Source organism: Nostoc sp., from assembly GCF_036916735.1.
Taxonomy (GTDB): Bacteria; Cyanobacteriota; Cyanobacteriia; order Cyanobacteriales; family Nostocaceae; genus Nostoc.
In genome coordinates, this window is the sequence record NZ_JBALFV010000123.1 from 99,365 (window position 1) to 121,078 (window position 21,714).

General features: G+C 41.0%; 20 protein-coding genes and 1 pseudogene. 9 read left to right on the forward strand and 12 right to left on the reverse strand.

The window, feature by feature from the left end:
* Positions 1-159 precede the first annotated feature (159 nt).
* Entirely contained in the window at positions 160-1,728 is a 1,569-nt protein-coding gene (locus V7L20_RS31215) for an HlyD family efflux transporter periplasmic adaptor subunit (protein ID WP_334747796.1), read from the forward strand.
* 303 nt (positions 1,729-2,031) lie between these two features.
* Here the strand turns inward: V7L20_RS31215 and purQ are convergent, their stop codons facing one another.
* Entirely contained in the window at positions 2,032-2,706 is a 675-nt protein-coding gene (gene purQ, locus V7L20_RS31220) for a phosphoribosylformylglycinamidine synthase subunit PurQ (protein WP_334747797.1), read from the reverse strand.
* Positions 2,707-2,899: 193 nt separating this feature from the next.
* Complete coding sequence (purS, locus tag V7L20_RS31225; RefSeq protein ID WP_334747798.1) at positions 2,900-3,178, reverse strand: phosphoribosylformylglycinamidine synthase subunit PurS; 279 nt, start codon at positions 3,176-3,178, stop codon at positions 2,900-2,902.
* Between the two features lie 144 nt (positions 3,179-3,322).
* On the opposite strand from purS, the gene V7L20_RS31230 reads away from it, so the two are divergent.
* A complete protein-coding gene (locus V7L20_RS31230; protein ID WP_334747799.1) occupies positions 3,323-3,727 on the forward strand; it encodes a Fur family transcriptional regulator in 405 nt (134 codons plus the stop codon).
* A gap of 109 nt (positions 3,728-3,836) precedes the next feature.
* Here the strand turns inward: V7L20_RS31230 and V7L20_RS31235 are convergent, their stop codons facing one another.
* The 3 genes from V7L20_RS31235 to V7L20_RS31245 form a co-directional block, all read right to left on the reverse strand.
* Complete coding sequence (locus V7L20_RS31235) at positions 3,837-4,406, reverse strand: Uma2 family endonuclease (RefSeq protein WP_334747800.1); 570 nt, start codon at positions 4,404-4,406, stop codon at positions 3,837-3,839.
* Between the two features lie 438 nt (positions 4,407-4,844).
* Entirely contained in the window at positions 4,845-5,852 is a 1,008-nt protein-coding gene (locus V7L20_RS31240) for an SPFH domain-containing protein (protein ID WP_334747801.1), read from the reverse strand.
* A 123-nt stretch (positions 5,853-5,975) separates the two neighbouring features.
* Entirely contained in the window at positions 5,976-6,410 is a 435-nt protein-coding gene (locus V7L20_RS31245) for an NfeD family protein (RefSeq protein WP_334747802.1), read from the reverse strand.
* A gap of 236 nt (positions 6,411-6,646) precedes the next feature.
* On the opposite strand from V7L20_RS31245, the gene V7L20_RS31250 reads away from it, so the two are divergent.
* Complete coding sequence (locus V7L20_RS31250) at positions 6,647-8,647, forward strand: protein phosphatase 2C domain-containing protein (protein WP_334747803.1); 2,001 nt, start codon at positions 6,647-6,649, stop codon at positions 8,645-8,647.
* On the opposite strand, the gene V7L20_RS31255 is transcribed toward V7L20_RS31250, so the two are convergent.
* Positions 8,599-8,913, reverse strand: coding sequence for a hypothetical protein (locus V7L20_RS31255; RefSeq protein WP_334747804.1), 315 nt, complete (start codon positions 8,911-8,913; stop codon positions 8,599-8,601). The two genes, V7L20_RS31250 and V7L20_RS31255, sit on opposite strands and share 49 nt — an antisense overlap.
* 392 nt (positions 8,914-9,305) lie before the next feature.
* Between V7L20_RS31255 and V7L20_RS31260 the strand changes: the two genes are divergently transcribed.
* On the forward strand, positions 9,306-9,491 hold the full coding sequence (locus V7L20_RS31260) for a DUF2949 domain-containing protein (RefSeq protein WP_334747805.1): 186 nt from the start codon (positions 9,306-9,308) through the stop codon (positions 9,489-9,491).
* Between the two features lie 70 nt (positions 9,492-9,561).
* Complete coding sequence (gene ftsH4, locus V7L20_RS31265) at positions 9,562-11,418, forward strand: ATP-dependent zinc metalloprotease FtsH4 (RefSeq protein WP_334747806.1); 1,857 nt, start codon at positions 9,562-9,564, stop codon at positions 11,416-11,418.
* Positions 11,419-11,572: 154 nt separating this feature from the next.
* On the opposite strand, the gene moeB is transcribed toward ftsH4, so the two are convergent.
* The 4 genes from moeB to V7L20_RS31285 all read right to left on the reverse strand — a co-directional run bounded on the left by moeB (position 11,573) and on the right by V7L20_RS31285 (position 15,629).
* Positions 11,573-12,748, reverse strand: a complete 1,176-nt coding sequence (gene moeB / locus V7L20_RS31270; protein ID WP_334747817.1) for a molybdopterin-synthase adenylyltransferase MoeB — start codon at positions 12,746-12,748, stop codon at positions 11,573-11,575.
* Between the two features lie 624 nt (positions 12,749-13,372).
* On the reverse strand, positions 13,373-13,855 hold the full coding sequence (locus tag V7L20_RS31275; protein ID WP_334747807.1) for an SLATT domain-containing protein: 483 nt from the start codon (positions 13,853-13,855) through the stop codon (positions 13,373-13,375).
* A gap of 426 nt (positions 13,856-14,281) precedes the next feature.
* Positions 14,282-14,734, reverse strand: a complete 453-nt coding sequence (locus tag V7L20_RS31280; RefSeq protein ID WP_334747808.1) for an Hsp20/alpha crystallin family protein — start codon at positions 14,732-14,734, stop codon at positions 14,282-14,284.
* Positions 14,735-14,975: 241 nt separating this feature from the next.
* On the reverse strand, positions 14,976-15,629 hold the full coding sequence (locus tag V7L20_RS31285; protein WP_334747809.1) for a hypothetical protein: 654 nt from the start codon (positions 15,627-15,629) through the stop codon (positions 14,976-14,978).
* Between the two features lie 632 nt (positions 15,630-16,261).
* On the opposite strand from V7L20_RS31285, the gene V7L20_RS31290 reads away from it, so the two are divergent.
* Positions 16,262-16,765 (forward strand): hypothetical protein, encoded by a 504-nt coding sequence (locus V7L20_RS31290; RefSeq protein ID WP_334747810.1) that lies wholly within the window; start codon positions 16,262-16,264, stop codon positions 16,763-16,765.
* A 351-nt stretch (positions 16,766-17,116) separates the two neighbouring features.
* Here V7L20_RS31290 and V7L20_RS31295 read toward each other — a convergent pair whose 3' ends face one another.
* Positions 17,117-17,794 carry a class I SAM-dependent methyltransferase gene (locus V7L20_RS31295; RefSeq protein ID WP_334747811.1) on the reverse strand — a complete coding sequence of 226 codons (678 nt, stop codon included), beginning with the start codon at positions 17,792-17,794 and terminating at the stop codon, positions 17,117-17,119.
* A 217-nt stretch (positions 17,795-18,011) separates the two neighbouring features.
* Between V7L20_RS31295 and V7L20_RS31300 the strand changes: the two genes are divergently transcribed.
* From V7L20_RS31300 to V7L20_RS31310, 3 genes and pseudogenes are all read left to right on the forward strand, one after another.
* On the forward strand, positions 18,012-18,944 hold the full coding sequence (locus V7L20_RS31300; protein WP_334747818.1) for a GIY-YIG nuclease family protein: 933 nt from the start codon (positions 18,012-18,014) through the stop codon (positions 18,942-18,944).
* A 673-nt stretch (positions 18,945-19,617) separates the two neighbouring features.
* A pseudogene (locus V7L20_RS31305) lies at positions 19,618-20,067 on the forward strand (peroxiredoxin-like family protein); the annotation flags it as partial.
* A 532-nt stretch (positions 20,068-20,599) separates the two neighbouring features.
* A complete protein-coding gene (locus tag V7L20_RS31310; RefSeq protein ID WP_334747812.1) occupies positions 20,600-21,202 on the forward strand; it encodes a glutathione binding-like protein in 603 nt (200 codons plus the stop codon).
* Between the two features lie 56 nt (positions 21,203-21,258).
* Here V7L20_RS31310 and V7L20_RS31315 read toward each other — a convergent pair whose 3' ends face one another.
* A complete protein-coding gene (locus V7L20_RS31315; RefSeq protein WP_334747813.1) occupies positions 21,259-21,600 on the reverse strand; it encodes a hypothetical protein in 342 nt (113 codons plus the stop codon).
* Between the last annotated feature and the right edge of the window lie 114 nt (positions 21,601-21,714).

The window sequence follows — 21,714 nt, forward strand, 5'->3', positions numbered from 1 at the left end:
TTCAGTTTGACCAACATTCCATAGATATAACAATAACTGTAGAGTAGATACTATCACAAAATCTCAAAATCAAGGTTTTCACATTGGTAAAGAGTGCCTACTCTACAAAAAATCCCAAATCTAAAATCCCAAATCTAAAATCCAAAATCCAAAATCGTTATGACTCAACTTAATGGAAATCACATCAACGGCAATCATAAAAATGGAGTCAAGCAAGATTCATTAGTACTTACAAAACAACAGAAAGCTGCTCAACAGTCTTTAATCAACTCAAGTAGTCAAGAATTTGAGCAATCTATTGTCTTGCGCCAATCTCCAATGTGGTCGCGTACAATCATGATCACTCTAATGGCATTAGCCTGCTTTGGGATTGCTTGGGCTTATTTTGCCAAAATTGAGCAAGTAGTGCCAGCAACAGGGCAATTAAAGCCAGAAGGAACAGTCAAAGAAGTTCAGGCTCCTGTTAGTGGAGTCGTGAAAACGGTTTATGTTAAAGATGGGCAAGAAGTAAAGGCAGGCGATCCACTAGTGACTTTTGATTCCATCGCTTCTGTTGCTGAATTAAATTCTTTGAATAAAATTCGCCTTGCATTAACTAAAGAAAACCAGATTTATCGCCGATTGTTGGGTGCAAGTACCGCTACGGGATCTGAACTGTTATATTTGCGCGGGAATTTGCCACAAGAAACTGCTTTTCTGCTGAAAAGTCGGGCAGCATTAGTAGGAGAAAATGAATTATTACGGACTCAATTAAAAAACTCAGGTCAAGATTCGGCGTTAGGAATTGATGAGCAACAACTTCTACAAGCTGCCAAAAAAGAATTAGACTCTCGCTCGTTGGCAGCGCAATTAGAAGTAGAAAAAATTAAAAAACAACTAGCTCAAAATAAATATAAGCTGGAAGATAGTAAAGCAAGTTTAGCTATTCAAAAGGGAATTTTAGCTAAACTTAAGATATTATCAGAAGAAGGTGGTATTTCTCAACTTCAGTATCTCAACCAACAACAAGAAGTACAAAACCGCACGGCAGAAGTAGCACAATTAGGCGAGGAAGAAAAACGCCTTCAGTTTGATATAGAAAAAGGGCAACAAGAGTTAAGCAATACTATGGCTCTTTCTGATAAAAACATTTTGGATAAGATAACTGATAACAAACAGCGGATTGCCGAAATCGATAGCCAATTCATGAAGATTATTTTAGATAATGAGCAGCGTTTGGCAGATGTAAATAGTAAAATATCTCAAGCACAGTTAAATGTTAAATATGAAGAACTCCGTGCGCCTGTAGCTGGAACGATTTTCGATTTACAAGCAAAAAACCCTGGATTTGTAGCGACTCCGACTACAAAACTCCTGCAAATAGTCCCAAATGAAAATTATATAGCTGAAGTTTTCATCACTAACAAAGATATTGGTTTTGTGCGGAAAGGTATGAAGGTAGATGTCCGAATTGACTCCTTTCCTTACAGCGAGTTTGGCGATATCAAAGGGGAAGTAACTGAGATAGGATCAGACGCATTACCACCAGATCAAACACATCAGTTATATAGATTTCCGGCAAAAATTTCATTGGATAAACAATTTTTAGTGATTAAGGGTAAAAACGTAAATTTACAATCAGGTATGTCAATTAGTGCTAATATAAAAGTACGCGAAGAACGGACTGTGCTTAGTTTATTCACTGAGTTGTTTACCAAGCAAATTGATACTCTTAAAGAGGTACGTTAAATCAGTGAGCAGTCAACAATTATCAGTTATCAAGCGTATAAGTAGAGCGGTGTGAATAATTCAAGGTTTGTAGTGAATGCGAGTCGTTTGCTAATTATTCATTTGAGCGATCGCCGTTTGTAGAAGAATTTTAGTCTATACTTTCAGACCGCGATCGCAAAACACCCAACCTAATACAATAGACATAAAAGTGAAAAGGAATGTAGAGACGTAGCATTGCTACGTCTCTACAAGGGTTCCTAGATAACACATATTTAATTTTTGGCTTTTGGCTTTTGAATACGTGACTTCCGCCTTGCGGTACTAGGCTAATGCCCCTACCTTCTCTAATAATCCCTGAAACAGCCTTAAGCCATCGCTATTCCCCAGCATAGCGTCAGATGCTCTTTCTGGGTGCGGCATCATCCCCAACACATTGCCCTGGCGATCACAAATTCCGGCAATGTTGTTGAGTGAACCATTGGGATTCTCCCCTTCATAGCGAAACACAACTTGCCCATTATCTTCAATTTTTGCAAGAGTGGTTGCGTCAGCGTAGAATTGCCCCTCTCCGTGGGCAATGGGCAAAGTGATAACTTCACCAGTCGTATAAGCTTGTGTCCAAGAGAGATTAGTCCGCTCAACTTTTAAAGGGACGCGATCGCAGATAAAATGCAAATCCCGATTTCTAGTCAACACCCCTGGCAAAAGTCCAGCTTCAGTTAATACTTGAAAACCGTTGCAAATACCGATTACAAACTTACCCTTTTGGGCATGTTCGATAACCTGCTGCATCACCGGTGAAAAACGCGCGATCGCACCGCAACGTAGATAGTCCCCGTAACTAAAGCCACCAGGGATAATAACGACATCCAAATCAGCAATATCCGTTTCTTGATGCCAAACCATGCGAGTCGGTTGTAAGAGCAAGTCTCTGGTTACATAAGCAACATCGCGATCGCAATTAGAACCTGGAAAAACAACAACACCGAATTTCATGATTAATCAAAGGGAGTGGGGAGTAGGCTTGCCATGACTTGTATTGAGTTCAGCCCGAGCGGAGCCGAGGGGCGTAGTCGAAGTAGCGTAGTCGAAGGGAGTGGGGAGCAGGGGAGGCAGGGGGAGCAGGGGAAGCAGGGAAGAAGAAAAACTATTGATTCTTGCTCAATCCTCAATCCCCAATGCTCAATCCCTAAAATACTCCAGTCTGTGTTTCGACCTCAATCAAATCAAAGCGATAATTTTCAATCACCGGATTTGCTAGCATTTGGTCACAAATGCGATCAAGGTCTTGACGCGCTTTCTTCTCATCAGACGAGGTGATGGTGAGTTCAATGTACTTACCAATCCGCACCTGGTCAACGTTCTCGTATCCCATTTGCTTAACACCAGATTGTACAGCCACGCCAGCAGGGTCTAAGACTGAAGGACGAAGCGTCACGAAAATTTTGGCTAGATACTTGGTTTGCACGGGCTTTTGCTGAATGCTGCGATCGCTATACTATAACTTTCTGTTCCAACTGAGTGAAAATAAGATTACGAAGCCGTTAAAGTTAATTGATCAATTAGCCCATCTAACAGCTTCAACTACAGTAGCATATTAAAATAATTGTCTATGAGAGCCATACGCACCCGCAGTCAAGAGCGTATTTTCAACCTACTGAAAACCATCAAAAAAGGCATTTCCGCTCAAGATATTTACGTAGAACTACGTAACACAAATCAGAGCATGGGTTTAGCAACAGTTTACCGTTCCCTAGAAGCCTTAAAGCTCGAAGGCATGGTACAAGTGCGGAATTTGGCTAATGGTGAAGCCCTCTATAGTCTAGCGCAGCAAGACAAACACCATCTTACTTGCTTGCAATGCGGTGTCTCAATTCCAATTCATCAATGCCCCGTTCATGACCTAGAAGACCAGTTAGAATCGAGCCATAAGTTTAAAGTTTTTTACCACACCCTAGAGTTTTTTGGGTTGTGCAGCGAATGCCAAGTAAATCAAGCTACTGGGATTAGTCACTAGTTATACCAATTCTATGAGAGGAATAAAGCGTGTTTTACTCTTGAATTATGATTGGAGCTTTCAAAGTCTCCGGCTTTGCTCCTGAATTCTCTCGTAATAAATGCTTTATTCAAATAAAACTCAACCAACTAAATACATCTACAACTGTTAATTGCCAAGTTTCCAAAACACTCAAAATGGGTAAGATATCTTGCTTCTCTTTTAATTCTGGTAATTTATTGGGTTCAAAAATCATGATTGACTCATCAGCAGAATCGAGTAACCAACCTAGCTTTGCTCCATTTTGAATAGAAAATGTAATTTTGCTGATAACTCGGTTGGGTGATTGTTCCGGTGAGAGAATCTCAATTATCCAATCTGGGGGAATCTCAAATTTATTCGCAATTCTACCTTTAGCATCAAGGGGAATTCTTTGCCATTCAAACACAGCAATATCCGGTACTATTGAACGACCTTCAAATGTACAGCGTAATTCAGGAAAGGCATAAGCAATTTTTTGCGGTTTAGCAATCTCATTAATAGCTGTGATTAAACTGCTTTGTAAAGTACTATGTTTTCCTTGGGGCATAGGTTTTTGGGAGATTTGTCCGTTAAAATACTCGCTTGCTGGCTTTGTCTCTGGTAGTTTTAAGAACTCTTCTACACTTAATACTGTAGTTGACTCAATAGATAAGGTCATAATTTACAACTTATCAAAGCTTGATTATTTTATCATTGGCAGAATGCAACAATTTAGTCCGTAGGCGTAGCCTGTTGTAGACATTGCATTTCTTCACTGCTGATTATAATTTTATCAAATAGCCTTAACGGGAGGATTTCAAGTTTGCAAATATACCAGATGATTGCTCCCTCTCCTTATTAAAAAGAGGCTTGGGGTGAGGTTTTACAAGACTGTTTACGAAAGTGAGATACTCACTGCCTTAACCCCCTTGTCGAGACTCTAAGGGGGGAAATTCAAAGTCTCTCTCCTTTTAGGAGAGAGATTTAGAGAGAGGTTTTCCAGATATCATGAAAAGTCAGGTTGTACACAAGCTAACTCTCAAAGCTAAGAATAAAACGTGTTTGACTTCTGAATTTTGCAGTAATTAATTTTGCCTAGCTATTTATTAAAAGAGAGTTAACTAGGGCGGTTATTTTCTAATCCTGGGATTTGTTTAGAAAACAATTCGTTAGAGTCAACTTGACCATCTGAAACGACAGAACGGATACCCTCTAAAGCAGCAGGAATAGAACGCGGATCTATAAAAATCACCTTGCTGCTATCACTTTTACCAATTGTCGCGCCCATATCGAGATAACCCAAGGCAAATAGTACTTCCACTGCTTTATTGGCATTGGGGTTATTGTGGAGCTTTTGGGCAATAATTTCTGATGACTCTGCGATCGCCTGGGCTTTTAGAACCTGTTGCTGACGTTCTGCTTGAGCTTTCAGAATGATCGCCTTTTGTTCGGCTTCCGCTTGCAAAATTACCGATTTTTGACGAGCTTCCGCATCCAAGATTTGCGCCTCAGCTTTACCTCTAGCGCTATTGATGGCAGCTTCGCGATCGCCCTCAGAAGTTAAAATTGCTGCCCGTTTGCGTCGTTCTGCCGACATTTGCAATTCCATCGATTCACGCACTGCTTGAGACGGAATAATATCTCGCAGTTCTACCCGTGTCACTTTCACACCCCAAGGATCGGTAGCAACATCCAAATCCTGTAATAAAAGCTCACTGATATGGGAACGAGCAGTAAAAGTTTGATCCAACTCCAGTTGTCCCATTTCGGCACGAATTTGAGTCAGCACCATATTTATCATTGCCGCCTGGAGATTTTCTACCTTGTACCAGGCTTTTTCCATATCCACAATCCGCCAGTAAAACACTGCATCTACCTCAATGCCGACGTTGTCACGAGTAATGCACTGTTGGGGGGGAATATCTAAGACTTTTTCTTTGATAGTTTCTCGGTAAACAACTCTATCTACGAAAGGAATGACTAAGTTTAGTCCTGGTTCTAGTTTTTTGTTATAACTACCCAATCTTTCGACCAAAGCTTGATTGCCCTGATTAACAACTTTCACTGAACTTGCTACAGCAGAACCACCAAGAGCTAAAAATACTAGTAAAAAAAACTGTTCCATTGTGTATCTCCTAATTTTTATTAATTAAAGGGAGTGCAAAGTAGAGGAGATGAGTGAGCAGAGGAAGTAGAGTCAGAAGAACTATTGAATTTTGACAAATGACAAATGACAAATCACAAATACTTAAGAATTCAACAGATTTTCCGGTACAACAATCAAAGTAGTACCTTCCCTCCTAACTACATAAACTCTTTGATGGGGTGGTATAGTAAATTTGTCATCGTCACATCTTGCTTGCCAAGAATTTCCCTCATAGCGCACCCGCCCTGTTTTTCCAGGCAGAATTTCTGTTAAGGTTTCAGCTATGACTGCATCCTGAATTTTTAATTTGCGTTGTCTTGGTTGCAAAAACCGACGAGAAAGTATGATTAGGGCTGTGGAAAGCAAGAGCCAAACCACAATTTGCAACCATACACTTCCCATACCCACTCCAGACAGCAGCGCCACCACAAAAGCGCTAATTCCCATCATGAAGGCGACAAACGCCGATGGTAAGAAAAGTTCCATTAAACACAGAACTGCTCCTGTCATCAGCCAGATTAAGGTAAAACTTGGCATAGCGCCATCCTAGTCTCTACATTATTGACGTAAATGCATTTCTACGATTAGATACAGCCAGACCTAAGTTATTTACAGAAAACAAAACTTGGTATTTTTACCAATAATTTTGATTAATTTCAGTAACAAGATGTAGCTAGCAGTACACAATTACAGTCTATTCTAGCCTTGAAATCTTTGCTAGCTATAGTTGATCGAAGTTCATGAGTTGATTGTTTTGTTAAATTTATACCTTTATGATTTCTACTCAACTGATAATTTATTGTATAAATCCAGCCTGTAATAGCCCGATTAATCCTATTGGAGATAGTGTTTGTGCCACTTGTCAAACTCCTTTAGTTCACCGCTATCTTTGGGCTACTGGCTCATTGTTTGCCAAAATCTCACCAGGTACGAGGGTAGCACAAAGGTATGAGGTAATTAGTCCCCAGATTTGGCTGGATACTAAACCAGGACTACCGCCAGATGTACCTGAAGAATTGCCAACAGAAGTAATTTCTTATCTACGGTTATATCAAGAACGGTTACATCTCCCACAGCCTTATGGGTTTGCTAGTAACCTTGAGGGAGATACAATTGATACCCTCTTATTAGAAAATGTGCCGATAGATGAAAACGGAAATATCTATCCAACTATTGTTGAGGCATGGGAGCAAGCAACGGCGGTACGACAAGTTTACTGGCTATGGCAAATTATCCAACTTTGGACACCTTTATCAGAATTAGGACTTAGCCGCAGTTTACTAGTAGTAGAAAATTTGAGAGTTCAAGGTTGGTGTGTGCGCCTGTTGGAACTCTACCAAACACCAGCAGATGAAAAACTGAGTTTACAAAATCTCGGAGAGTGTTGGCGATTTTGGTTAATGCCTGCCAAGGCATCCGTAGCCAAAGGGTTACAGAAGATAGTCCAGCAGATGTGTGAAACTGAGGTTGAGTTAGAGACTGTTAAGATTCAACTCAATAATTTACTACTAGCATCTGCTGCAGAATTGCCATTGGTTTTGAAGGTGGCAGGCTCTACGGATATTGGCCCAATTATGGCTCAAAATGAAGACGCTTGCTACCCAAATGCTTTGAGTGACCTAGATGAACCTTTATTGCCTCACTTGTCGATTGTTTGCGATGGCATTGGCGGACATGAAGGCGGGGAAGTTGCAAGTAAGTTGGCGGTAGAGTCTGTAAAGTTACAAATTCGTGCTTTATTCAAGGAGGTTACAGAACAAACTGTACTTGTACCACCAGAGTTGTTGCAGCAACACTTAGAAGCAAGCTTACGGGTAGTAAATAATTTGATTAGTGTCCGTAATAATGAACAAAAACGCCAAGGCAAAGAACGCATGGCTACAACTATTGTTATGGCGGTGCAAGTTCCACAACGAGTGCAGACGAGTACTGGCTGGCAATCAAATAATACTCATGAACTTTACTTGGCTAATGTTGGCGATAGCCGTGCCTATTGGATTACTCGCAATTATTGTCAGCTACTGACAGTAGATGATGATGTGGCAACGCGAGAAGTGCGTTTTGCTAAAAGCTTGTATCGAAAAGCACTCTTAAGAGCAGATGCTAGCGCTTTAACTCAAGCATTAGGGACAAGAAATGCAGAATCTTTGCGTCTCAAGGTTCAACGATTCATTGTAGAAGAAGATGGCATATTGCTACTTTGTTCTGATGGTTTAAGTGATAAAAACTTGGTGGAACAATCTTGGCAAGATTATGCAATACCCGTATTAATAGGTGAATTGACAGTTGAAGATGCTGTCTGCAACTGGATTAAATTAGCAAACGAAAAAAATGGGCATGATAATACGTCGGTTGTTCTCACTTATTGCCGTGTCTCCCCAGAATACTTAGTATCTGTGACTCCGGCGTTGCCAGAAGAAATTATAGAAGCAGAAATACAACAAGAAGAAGAGGAACAAGAACTAGAAGAACTAGAAGAACTAGAACTGGAAGAACCAATTTCTTTTACAGAAAGTTCGCAAGCTTTGCTAGATTTGGATCTAGATTTGGATCTTTCAGAAGAACCAGTTTTAAGCGCTGAAATCCCACCAACCTTAATTACAAAATCTAAGCGGGGTAAAGGTTTGGTAATGCTGGGGGGAGTGTTAGCGTTGCTTGTGGGAGGTACAAGTTTGGGATTATTTGCTTGGTGGCAAATTAATCCTCAAAAATTCCAGCAGATGTGTCAACAACTTCCCCAAAGAGTGCAGCAAGTGTGTCCGGGTGGTAAATAGGGATTGGGAGATAGGTTATACCGAAATATTGTAATGTTGATGAGAAACATTAAAACATTCCTTATGAATGTTGTAATGTTTTGGAGAAATGTTGCAATGTTTGCCAGAACAGCTTCTATATTCAGGATGATGGACAATAAAATAGCGATCGCTAGTGAGTCTAGATAGTTTAGCGATCGCACTACAGATAACTCTACATGACTTTGGCAAAGGCGATCGCTCTGGGAAGTTGTAAAATCACATGACTTCGATGAACCTCTCCCCAACGCCTCTTTGAGACGGAGAGGGGCTTGAATATCCTGAGTTGGGTACGAAATATTACGATTTTTAAGCCTCTTCCTGCTTCGGGAGAGGTTTTTTGGAATCTGTCGAATTCACGTTAATCAAATCCGCGTTCCTCAAGTTTTCTCATTTCGAGTGATGTTAACTCTTTGAGTACGGTAAACCGTATTTGCTCGTTAGTTCACAAAGATTAATTTAATTGTTAAGTTTAGTTACATAAATAAAAAAATCCTGTAACCCTTGCTAAATGGGAGAAATTATGAAAATCGGTAGTATTCTTAGCGATCAACACAAACTGAACAACTTAGCGATTCAGCCTAAACATTACATCACACAAGTTAAGCTCTCTCAGAAATAAGGCTTATTTAACATTGCGATGAAAGTTACAGATCAATTGGTGCATTTTTTAAAGGAAGAGTTGGGTATTCCTAGTGGAGCAATTTCTCTTGCTTTGCGACATTGTGAGCAGACCCCCAACTTTCTGGCTATGACCCTCTGGCAGTATGGACTGGTAACACTCGATCAGTTAGCCCAAATTTTTGATTGGTTAGAAACAGCATAAGCTGCTTCAACTATTTGGATGGTAAATAACTGACTTTCTGAAGTTTTCATTTTAAGGATTGGTAATATTTATGGCAATTAAAGAACAGCCTAAGTCACCTCGTTTTCGGATCATTGCTAATATATTACTGGCAGTATCAGGGCTATTTTTGCTCTTAAATTTATTTTTACCTGGTTTATTTGCCTCTGGCCCTACTGGTGTTCCTTATAGCTTATTTATTCATCAAGTACAAGAAGGAGAAGTCAACCGCGTTTCTGTTGGTCAAAACCAGATCCTCTACCAACTAAAAACAGAAAATGCCGAGCCGGGCCCGGTGTTTGCAACTACACCAATCTTTGATTTAGAGTTACCCAAACTGCTAGAAGAAAAAGGAGTTGAGTTCGCTGCTACACCTCCACCCAAGAATACTTGGTTTACAACCCTCTTAAGTTGGGTGATTCCACCACTGATTTTTATTGGTATTTGGCAATTCTTTGTCGCCCGTGGTGGCCCCCAAGGTGCGCTTTCTATTGGTAAAAGCAAAGCTAAGGTTTACGTTGAAGGCGATTCAGCTAAAATCACCTTTGCAGACGTGGCTGGGGTAGAAGAAGCCAAAACTGAGTTAGTGGAAATTGTGGATTTTCTCAAGACTCCAGCACGATTTACGCAAATTGGCGCTAGGATTCCCAAAGGTGTGTTATTGGTTGGGCCTCCGGGTACTGGTAAGACACTTTTAGCGAAAGCCGTAGCAGGAGAAGCAGGAGTTCCATTCTTCAGTATCTCTGGTTCGGAATTTGTAGAATTGTTTGTTGGTGTAGGTTCTTCCAGAGTGCGGGATTTGTTTGAGCAGGCTAAAAAACAGGCTCCCTGTATTGTATTCATTGATGAATTGGATGCGATCGGTAAGTCTCGTAGCAGTAACGGCTTTTACGGTGGTAATGATGAGCGAGAACAGACCCTCAACCAATTATTAACAGAGATGGACGGGTTTGCAGCTGGGGATGCAACGGTGATTGTATTAGCAGCTACCAACCGCCCCGAAAGCCTTGACTCTGCATTGCTGCGTCCAGGTCGCTTTGACCGCCAGGTGTTAGTAGACCGTCCCGATTTATCTGGTCGTGAAGCAATTCTCAAGATTCACGCTCAAAAGGTAAAATTAGGAGATGATGTAAATTTAAGAGCGATCGCTACTCGTACTCCTGGTTTTGCTGGTGCAGATTTGGCAAACTTGGTGAATGAAGCGGCACTATTAGCAGCCCGTAATATGCGTGAAAGGATTGCTCAAGAAGACTTTGCCGAAGCAATTGAGCGCGTAGTCGCTGGTTTAGAGAAGAAGAGTCGGGTGATGAACGAGACTGAGAAAAAGATTGTTGCTTACCATGAAGTCGGTCACGCAATGGTCGGGGCGCTAACAACAGGAAACGGTCGCGTAGAAAAGATTTCGATTATTCCTCGTGGGATGGCTGCTTTGGGCTACACTCTGCAATTACCAACTGAAGACCGCTTTTTGATGAATGAACATGAACTGCGGGGTCAGATTGCAACTCTATTAGGTGGACGTTCCGCCGAAGAGATTGTGTTTAACAGTATTACAACCGGTGCTTCCAACGATTTGCAACGAGCAACTGACTTGGCAGAACGGATGGTGACAACTTATGGTATGAGCAAAGTCTTAGGGCCACTGGCTTACCAACAAGGACAACAAGCAATGTTCTTAGGTAATGGTGCTAGTAATCCTCGGCGGGCGGTGAGTGAAGATACAGCCAAAGCTATTGATATCGAAGTCAAGGAAATCGTGGAAACAGCCCACGAACAAGCCTTAGAGATTCTCAGACAGAATCGAGACTTGCTAGAAGCGATCGCTACTCAACTCTTAGAAACAGAGGTTATTGAAGGGGAAAAACTGCATAGTTTGCTAAATCAAGTTAAACCTGTAGCTAATTCGTAATACTTCGACTTCGCTCAGTACAAGTCCGCTCGGCACAAGTCGCTCAGTACAAGTTCGTAATTCGTAATTAGGAAAGTCAGGTTTTAAACTTAAAGGTACGCAGAGAATAATCTTTGCGTACCTTTGCCTTAAACCTCTGCGTTACTTTGCATTTTTAATACTCTGGAACAGAAGGATCAATTTCTCGACTCCAAGCGGTAATTCCGCCTTTGACATTCGTCCCAACAATCCCGGCTTCTTTGAGAATACCGAGAGCTTTTGCTGATCGCCCGCCCATCTTACAATGAGCAATTAAACGGTGACCGTTCAATATTTCTTTCACCTTCGCAACACCATTGCCATTTTCAATGTCTGGTAAGGGTATCAACACTGAACCAGGAATTTTAGCAATGTCGTACTCATGGGGGTTGCGGACATCTAGCAGTACAAAATCCTTCGCACCACTATCGAACAACTCCTTCAAATCCTTAACAGTCATTTCTTGCATTTCCATCTGCTGTTTAGCCTCCTCTGCCTTAGCTTGTGGAATTCCGCAGAATTGTTCATAGTCTATCAGTTTTTCAATGACTGGGCGAATTGGGTTAGGACGCAGCTTCAACTCCCGGAATTTCATATCTAAGGCGTTGTATAGCAGCAATCGTCCACTTAAGGTATTACCTTGTCCCAGAATAATTTTGACAGTTTCCGTTGCTTGGATTAAACCAATAATTCCTGGCAAAATTCCCAATACGCCACCTTCTGCACAAGAGGGAACCATTCCTGGTGGTGGTGGTTCTGGGAAAAGGTCACGATAATTTGGCCCACCTTGATAGTTAAATACAGTAGCTTGTCCTTCAAAGCGTAAAATTGAACCGTAGACATTGGGCTTATTTAGCAATACGCAAGCGTCGTTAACTAGATATCTGGTGGGGAAGTTATCAGTTCCATCTACAACGATATCGTAAGGTTGAAGGATTTCCAGGGCGTTTTCGGAAGTTAGCCGGGTTTCGTATAAATCAACCTGACAATAGGGATTAATTTCGTGAATGCGGTTTTTTGCTGATTCAATCTTAGGTTTACCTACCCAGGATGTACCGTGGATTACTTGGCGTTGTAAGTTGGAAGTATCGACAACATCGAAATCGACAATCCCGATACGTCCAATACCCGCCGCCGCCAGATATAAAAGTAGTGGTGAACCTAGTCCACCTGTACCGATACACTGGACACTGGCAGCTTTCAGGCGCTTTTGTCCTTCTAGTCCTACTTCCGGCAAAATCAAGTGTCGGGAGTAGCGTTCGTAATCGTCTTTGGTCAACTGGATTTCATCCAGATTGGGATTGAGCGACATACCATGTACCAATAGTTTCAAGATTTAATCTAGTAATTTTAGTATTATTAAAATACTAATTTAGTGTTTAAGTTGTTTTTTTATCTTACTGTGGGAAAAGCTACTTCTGTACCTCTTCGGTGGGAGCAATGCGATTTTGTGAGATGGGTAAGCAGGGGAGACAGGGGAAGAGAAAAAACAAGTGTATAAGCAATCTGTTTAGGTAGTAAAAAATACTAGCATTGTCTATTTACTCCCCCTGCTCCTCTGCTCAAGAAAGCCCATTTCATCAGGATCTCACTTTTTCGCGTTGCTCCCAAAAGCAACCTAGAGAAGGGAACCCCCGGCTGCTTTATCTGAGGCAGACTGGCTATTTTACTACTTTGTCAATACTTGCCAGCTGTACAGGGTACCAATGCCAAAAACGCGGGGTGGTTTCACATCACCATGCGGTGATTTAAGGAGCGCTCGACTACAACAGCCGTAGGAAACAGTCACTATACAACTATGGGGCGATTAGTACCAATTACTACGGTGATGATGGAAGTCCCTGGTGTGAAGATGGAGCAGATGTAGGGGTGCGATGGGGCGATCGCATTAAATAAAAGCGCAGCAGTATTTAAAAAATGTATAATTTCCCTAAGGCTAATTCTGTTGGGAAATATTAGAATTTTCAGATTCCTTGACCACTATCTTTTCCCATTCTTCTAAAGTTTGATTTTGAACTCGCATGACATTTTTTCTAAAATTTTCAATTGCTACTTCATCGGGTAGATTTAGGCTGTAGTCTGAACCTATTCTTAGTTCAAAATTTAGTCTTTCATTTTCAAGTGAATTAGCACCACGTCGGGAACGAACCCAACTAGACCTCCAATTATAAACAGCCAAAGACGCAGAAATAGATGCTATTGCAGGTGGAATTGCCTGGACATATTTAGGTGTATTATCCATCAATATTAATATTGGTGTAATTCCTGATAGAGCAACAGCAGCAAACTGTGAAAGAAAATATGCCCACTGGAAACCTGTGCTACTTAATCTATAATACTTCTCCCATTTTTTACAATGTTCTAATGCTACTTGAGAAGCTTTCTGAATCTGAATGACTTCACTAGCCCTTTCGTTCATAAGTTGAGTTATATAATTTACACCTACTTAAATCTAAGCTTGTAGCCTGACGATTACAAGTCGGATGGACAATTTGAATTTGCATATTATGCGATCGCTTGTCTTTCGCCACCACTCACAGTACATTTGTATCGATAAAACTGCTTAGAGAAAGCCACAGTCCCCGCCGATTAAGTGCGGGGATTTCGTTGGCTTGACCAAAGACAAACCACCCCAGATTAAGGAGGAGTGGGAAGAATTTATGGCAGTGTGGAGGGATAGTTGCGATGGTTCTTTTGGAAAGTGAGCGATCGCCCCTACCCAATTCTTAGAGAAAAAAAGAGCGTAGGCGCAGCTCGTCGTAGACATGGCATACAAAAAAGCCCAGTCATCTCTAACTGGGCTTTTAACTATCTCAATCAATTATTGGAGGTGAGTAGTTTCACACTATGCAGCAGGTTGTTCCAGATTAACCTTGACAACTTTGTTCTTTTCTTGCTCAGTTTTAGGCAATGTCAGATTCAAAATGCCGTCTTTATAATTTGCGGTGACATTGGTATTTTGAACCCTAACAGATAGAGGAATTACACGTTGGAATTTACCATAGTAGAATTCGCTCTTGGTAGTGCCATTGTTTTGGGTTTTAGTTTGGGACTTGCGCTCACCACTAATGTGAACAGCATCTTCAGTGACTTGAATATCCAGGTCTTTAGCTTCAAGTCCTGGCAGTTCTAGCTTCAGAAGAATAGCATCATCAGTTTCGTGTAACTCAGCAGATGGAACTTTGATAAAATCTCTGTCAAGCCGTGCAGATGGTACTTTAGTATCTCCCAATAAGCCGTTGATGTGACGTTCTAAAGTGTTCAATTCTTGCCAGGGGTTATAACGACGAACTAGCATATTAATTTTTCCCTTGTGTTATTAGTAGTTTTGGCTCAACCAACTTTGGATTTAATTCCTTGCTTTGATTACTATATTAGTGAGAATTACAAAGCTTGTAAATTCGGTTTTTTCACCTAATAATTGATGATTACCGTCTTTAAAATTAGGTAGATTATAAGGTGTAGAAAACTGCAATATTATTGGTTCGGTAAACCCTATAAATGCTGAATTGAATTTGACTACACATCGCGTTCTTATATCAGCCAGAAGTGGGCATATTTCTTTGTCGGCGCAGCCAAAAAGCTGCCCCCATCATGCCTATAAAAGCCGACACAGTGGTAGTGCTTGGCTCTTTCACTGTTTGAGAAAATACCTGAATGGTTCCACTGACTTTTGATTTGCCTGTGGTCGGAATATTTGGGTCTAGACTGATTTGATAGACTTCTCTAAGTGTCAGTGTGCCGACAGCGCCTTTAAATAAACCTTCACCACTAGTAATAGTAAAAATATTTGTGGCAGTACCTTTTGAGGAGAGAAAGTCAATTACTCCAGTAGCGTTATTTGTGCCAAACAATTTATTACTGCCGTTACCAAACAACACTACCTCGCCTACTGGCAAGCCCTGCAAGCCTAATGTGGCGGCATCTGTGTTAAACCGGAACTCTCCAGTAGCAAAGTTAACTTGACTGTAAGTTAAACCGCTAACTTTCGTTAAATTATAAAGAGCATCAATACTTTGCCCTGAAATATTTGTTACTGAAACATCTGGCGTGATGGGTTGAGACGTGGAGAATACGTCATAAGTGGCATTGAATGTATAAAGCTGTTGTGCAATCGCACTTTTTACATCTAACCCAAAACCAATTAAAGCCAAGGCGACTGTCACAAGCCATGCAGTGTATGAGCGATGCATAAAAATTTAGGTATTTAGCAGTAAAAACACTGACTAGAAGAATACAGCAATATTTAAGTTATCTTTAACCTACCTAAACGGTTGCCCCCAGCGCTTCCAGTTTTCCTTGTTAAATGGACTGCGCCACTTCAAAATCAGACTCAACTCCAACTCTTGCCGTGCGCGTCGCTTAACAGGTGCATCCCACCAAAACGTGATATTAACTGCTGTTTGTAACCCATAACGATAATCTAAGTCCTGGTAGCTGGCGATATAGTCTTTGCAGCCATGTATGCCCTTCCACGCTTATTACTTCTGCACGTCTCACCCACATACAGCACTAGTCCAGCCGCAAAGTCAACAACAAAGTAAAGACACGCATCGCCGGGGCTGTCTGCTGGCATCCTCCAAAAAGAGAGCGATGCCTACGGTTTTTGCTAGCCTACACACCTGTAACTGCAACGGATTGGCTTATCCCAAGAATCACTGATTCCAGTTTACCTAATTGATGACACGCCCTAGAATCCCCTAGCCTAAAGGCAAGGGTGTTAACAGGGGATTTATGATTTTTGGCTCATGTCACCGTAAGGATTCAGGTTTTATAATTAAAGTTAAAGGGCTTAGAGCATTAAGCATAAATGAGGTTAAAGGCTGTGAAGAAAATAGTTGTTGCTGGAATATTCAGCTTAATCGCTGGCTCAACATCTTTACTTTTTCCCCAAGCCGCTAAAGCTGATAGGGTTGTTTACTGTCATCCTGTTACTGATAATAGAGTACTCAAAGAATCGGCGGCTGACCACCCCTATGCTTATGCAAATGGTTTTCGAGAAGGAGAACAAAGCGCTCGGAACAGGGAAGCTTATAAACCTCGGACTGCGGGAGGTGAATTCGCTCGTGGTTTTCAGGATGGTTATTTGAATCTACCTTATGCTGGGCAAGAGAATGTTGTACCTAGAACAATTGTGCAACATACTACTCAGGTTTGTAATGAAGATGGTTATTACACCGTAGCGCCTTCTCCTGCTTACATCTACAACCCTTATCCCATCTATGTGTCGCCCTATCCTACTTATGGCATCAACTTCGGATTTGGAAGAGGGTTCCACTTTGGATTTGGCGGAGGGTTCCACGGATGGGGCCACCATCGAAGATGGTAGGGGTGGGTAATTTTGTCAAAAAAAGTTTCTAAGCTGGAGTATATTTTGTATTCACCTTCAAAGTGACGAGAGAAAATTCGAGAGTATATCTAAAATCAGAAAAAAAAGATATTCAGATAGACCAGATGAAAGTATTTCTTGCTTTTCTGGTGGATAACCATATTTGTGCAATCGGCACGGTTGTTTTCCTTTGGCGATCGCTGGGAATTATACCAATTCGTAATTCGTAATTAAGAAAGCCTTACTATATCTGGGTTTGGGGTTTGAATGTATTGCCTCATTTTAGAGAATTGGTATTACAAATTAGTAGATTATCCAAGAGAAGTGAAAGGCAATACACTTGTTAAAGAATTATTTATGCCTTTGATACTCAATCCGCACTTGCTTAACGTCAAACTCAGATTCTAAAAACTCAAGTTTTTCTACTTGCTGTAATCCTAAACTTTCAAACTGTTTGAGTTCTGAATCTGATAATGCCCAAGGTGGCCCAGAGGGTTCAGCTTCTGTTTCTCGAACACGAGTAATCAGCAAAAGTGTGCCACCGGGAGCAACAAGCGAGGTAACTGAGGAGATAACCCAAGAACGCACATTCAACGGCAAAGCTTGAATATTACGACATTCAAAAACAAAGTCAAAAGCTTGATGCCATTGGGCAGGAATTGCTAACAAATCTGCAACTACATAGTTGACAGCCGAATTGGGAAATCGCTCTTGACACCAAGCGATCGCGCTTTGAGAAATATCAAAGGCAGTTACTTCAAACCCCAGATGAGCTAAAGCTTCGGCATCATCTCCCAAGCCGCAACCAATGACTAACGCCTTCTGCTGTAAGGGAAATGGTTCATGATTCGTCAACCAATCTTGTAGATAAGGGTGAGGAGCTAACTTTGCCCAAGGAATTTTTGCTGTATCACCTTTAGCTTCGGCATATAAAACTTCAAACCATGCCAATGGTTCTGATTTTTGTAAAGCTTTGGTAGCTAACTGTTTGACATAAAATCGTAAATCTTCAGGTTGTTGTTCAAACATAAAAACTGATATTACTAACAATTGTGGAAAACTTCGGAATCCCCTAAGTATTGTAGATCAGCAAAAGCGATGTCTACGGTAAATGCTTGCCTACACTTCACTCTATTACACTTACATTTTTAAACCCAACATTACCTACTCCATAAGATAGATACATTTTTAAAAAGTTGAAGCACACTGGTAAGAGCAAATTCAATTTTTAAATCATGGTGTGGCAATGTGGCTAAAATATGGTGTAAATGAACATGGTATCTTGATATGTATTGAAGATATTAAAAGGGGAAAGACTTCACTTAAGTGTCCTTACTGTAATGGTGGCTTAACAGCTAAAAAAGGCAAGGTTAAAGAGCATCATTTGGCTCATAATGACCAAACTTGTCGCCCCATAGCTAACCGAGAATTCCCTACTCTGCCACTGTATGATAATTTCAATGTTCAGTTATCCGGCAAGGATTTAGCACAGTTAAAGCTGCTTTGGCAGGAGTACGGAGTCAAAAATTACCCTATCAGTTCCCACTTAGTTACTCCTGGGTTGATAAAAGCAGAAATGTTCAGAAAAAATGTCTACATTAAACCACCTGCCTATGAATTCACAAATTTGGGAAAAATCCCCATCGGAACGCTAAAGTTGAAATTATTTAACGAAGTGCAAGAGCCATTATTACTGAAAAAGCTACTAAAGCTAGAGCTAGCTTTTGACCATGCCAACTACAAAAATGCCCCAGATTTGGCATACAGACTCACTGATTTAAAACTGTACCGCGCTCAACTTAAACGTATCTTATCTTGTACATTGTATTTTTTAGAGGTTCAAACAGACAAAGATATTCTGTACAAGATAGGAGTAACCACTAGACCTATTAAAGACCGATTAGCAGAGATCAAACTAGACTTAGCAGCACATTACCAAGCTGTTGGTATTAAGGTACTAGGAACTTGGTTACACCGAGGAAATATTGAATTATATTTTAAACATCGCTATCGCAACTTTAATTATCCGATTGGGAGTCTAACTGAGTATTATAAATTTGATATAGAAGATATTAAAATTGTCCTGAGCGATTTACAACAAATGCTACCATTAGTACTTTCTCAAGTGGAAATAGATATTCTTGAGGAGAATTCTGGCTGGGAGCAAATTGCTGTGTAATATTCTCAAAAAACTTGATTATTTATTGATGAGCTGAAATTTGTTTGCCCGGATTTATTACAAAGAGATAAAAAAAGTGGCATTTTATTTTTTGGATCTCCCTTAAAAGGCATTTAACTTGGGAAAGCTTCTCAACTTTAGATGAATTAAGAGAATTTATTTGGAAGCGATTGGAACAATTAAACACATCAATCGTTGCTTCTATTACAGGTTGAGATTTTATTCTTGATGCTTTATTTGTATCAGGCTTTTCGTGAAATGGTATGACAATTGGGCTGAAACATTTGAAATCTTTTGATTACTTGCCTGCCGAATGTCAGCAGATGTAAAAAATCTGCGATCGCAGTTGCCTTTGGCGCTTGGTTTCTGAAACTGACGCTGACTCCCAATATTTTGCTGCTGCTTGTAGTTCCGCTTTGCGTGCTTTCACTGACGCAAAAAGATGTATACAGGTAAGTTAGCAAACGTTGAGCGCTTGGTTTGTTTCCGTATAGTCTTTTTCAAGATAGCGATAATATAAGCATTAGAGGTTCTGGGGGAAGTAGGAAAGCAAATCGTCAGGGAAATCAAGTCTTTTGCCCGTATAGTAGCTAAACGGTAACAAATTGACTGGCACAACAGCAGCCAAAAGACATTTCAACCGTGCTTATTTGACGGATTTGGAAGATAAACATTCCCAATGCTATCAACGTCACAAAAAGCTTGGCTTAATTTAATGCTAATGTGTGCGGGGATTGCTAGTCCGGGAACTCTAAAGGAAGTTTTTCGAGGTTATAAAGGTGATAAAAAAGCACCTCAGTTAATTGCTGATGAGGAAGTTATTCGGGGTACACCTTTACCACCAATAAAAGGTTCGTTTTTCAAAGCTGTTGGGGGAAAAGGCTTTCAGCGACCATTTGAACTAACAACCCTGCGTCTGCGGAATATGACTGAAGTTTTGAGCAACTGGAATACTTATGTACCAGATTCATCTTATTTGACACAACGGGGAGGCACTTTTCTATTTGATTCTCAAGGTAAATTAATTTACGAACATCGCGTAGGCGTAGCCCGCCGCAGGCATCGCGGTATTCTTGGTTTTGCGGAAAATATGAGCAATCCCTTATCTTTTTTGTATAAGTAATTCATTGTTATAGAAAAACGAGTACGGACTGCAACGAACTCAACATAAAGGGTAGTGGCGATAAGGTTATCCTATTTATCCTCTTGAACGACTTCCAAGGACACCCCTGACTCATGGGCAAGGGTGGGTGTTGAGTTATAGTTAACCATCTGGGCGAATTCAGTTGCACTGTCACAACCTGGGATGGTTAGTTTAACGTTGGGTTGCAATACTCTAAAGTCCTTCGATTACTTAAAAGCCGAGTGCTTTGCAGATGCAGTTGGTGTGAGATGGCACTGTTTCGCTTGCCTGATGGCGATGGCGTAACCGCCCGCCTTGTGGCGATCAAATTACACGTTTAAACGTAGAAATTCCTATAACTGAAATTTATCGTGGAATTAATTTTTGACAGCGTAAATGTTCAGCAATAGTAACGTCTTTAGCTTTTGCCTCCTTCTAGTATTGCCATTATCTCTCTATCGACCAATACCCTTGTTTCTCAATCAAAGCTACACTACCTTCGGAAATTGCCAATATTCTGGGGTAGCAGCACATGATTGATCTGTACACCTTCACCACGCCCAATGGACGCAAAGCCTCCGTCATGTTGGAAGAAGTCGAATTGCCTTACAATGTCCACAAAATTGACATTACTACTCAACAGCAATTTACACCTGAATATGTCGCCATCAATCCCAATAGTAAAATTCCTGCCATTGTTGACCAAGAGACTAAGATTAAAGTTTTTGAATCCGGCGCAATTCTGATTTACTTAGCCGAAAAAACAGGCAAACTCTTACCAACTGACCAAAAAAGCCGTTTTCAAGTCCTAGAATGGCTGATGTTCCAAATGGGAGGAGTCGGGCCAATGTTTGGACAACTTAACCACTTTAAACGCTTTGCATCCGAAAAAATTCCCTACGCCATCGAACGTTATGAAAAGGAAACTTTACGTATTTATGGTGTCTTAGATAAACAACTACAAGACAATGAATTTATCTGTGGTAACTATTCGATTGCAGATGTTGCGACTTATCCGTGGGTAGCGATTTATGAATTTGTTGGTTTAACACTCGATAACTACCCAAATCTCAAACGCTGGGTGGAGACAGTGCAGCAACGTCCGGCTGTGCAACGTGGAATGCAAGTCCCTTAAATACAAGATCAAGGAGAAGTCCCCACCCTCAGCCGTTAGGCAGGGTGAGGACAATGTCACAACAACTTGGCGGTAGAAGCCGTTGTCTGTTGGCTTTGCACCCCAAAAAGTTGAGAATATTTACCCTCAGTTTCTAGTTGCTTTAGAAACTCTTGAGCTAAGTTATTCGCCGATTCTTCTGAGTTTAACTCGTTCAATGCCTTATTAGACCAAGCAGATTTCACGTAGCGATCGCTCTGATAAAACTCAGCTGTCTCTACACGAGGATTGCTAGGTGGAAAGTTGCCAAAAGCAAGAACAACGATTTGAGTGTGTAGAACTTGATGATTCTGCAAATGCACTGTTGCACTATGAGTTTGAGGCTCAATTGCAACTGCTTCATCATTGATACGCTGCAAGCGCACACCTTGAGGAACATTTGGTTGAGTCGATGGGGAATATTATTCCCCGCACCTCTCAGTTAAATCTGGGCGTGCGACTTTCACCGCACCCAGCTTCCGATGTTCTCAGCT